This is a genomic window from Vibrio sp. 1978 (assembly GCF_033344345.1).
In genome coordinates this window covers 1-638 of the sequence record NZ_JAWPOP010000608.1, presented here as the reverse complement: position 1 = coordinate 638, position 638 = coordinate 1, and the positions used below count along the sequence as shown (strand labels likewise).

At 46.2% G+C, this 638-nt stretch carries 1 protein-coding gene; it reads left to right on the top strand.

From position 1 onward, the window contains the following. Positions 1 to 117: 117 nt before the first annotated feature. Complete coding sequence (locus R8N49_RS28100) at positions 118 to 633, top strand: GNAT family N-acetyltransferase (protein ID WP_318190568.1); 516 nt, start codon at positions 118 to 120, stop codon at positions 631 to 633. Positions 634 to 638: the final 5 nt, after the last annotated feature.

Genomic DNA, 638 nt, shown 5'->3' with positions numbered 1-638 from the left:
AATTTTTTGCACAATTCGACATTCACAACATAAATCACTTTTCTAAATTGAACGGTTCGATCAATAAGCTAAGAGAATGAGAGACTGGTAATTCAACTCGATGCATTAAGGATGTGCATGTCGACTCTCATATCTACACCCAGAACCACAATGAGCCCAATCAGAGCAGAAGATTGGGCGCTATTTCAGCGTTTACATATCGAGCCTAGTGTCATCGCTCTCTGCTTCGATAAACCTGACGAGCGAGTGTTACGCGACAAGTTTGAATCTCGTTTAGCGAGCTGGACACCAGAGTGTGACCATTGGTTGTGCTTGACCATTTTCGATGCAAATACTCAACAACCTATCGGGATCACGGGTTTTGTACTAGAGGAAGACAAAGCCGAAGTAGGCTATTTGCTGCTGCCCGAGTTTCATGGCCAGCAATTCGGCACAGAAACACTTAAGGCTTTGCTGCACTGGGCAGAAACCACGCACGATATCCGCCGCTTTTCCGCCACAGTGACCGAAGGAAATGTCGCATCAGAGCGCGTACTCACAAAATGCGGCTTCGAACTCTCTCAAGTCATTCCAGACGCATACCAAATTGGTGGCAAACCCTACGCCGATAAAATCTACTCGCGACAAAAATAAGGACG

Bases quoted from the DNA above. Each gene is read 5' to 3' on its own strand.
- R8N49_RS28100 (WP_318190568.1), top strand. From the start codon at position 118: ATGTCGACTCTCATATCTACACCCAGAACCACAATGAGCCCAATCAGA.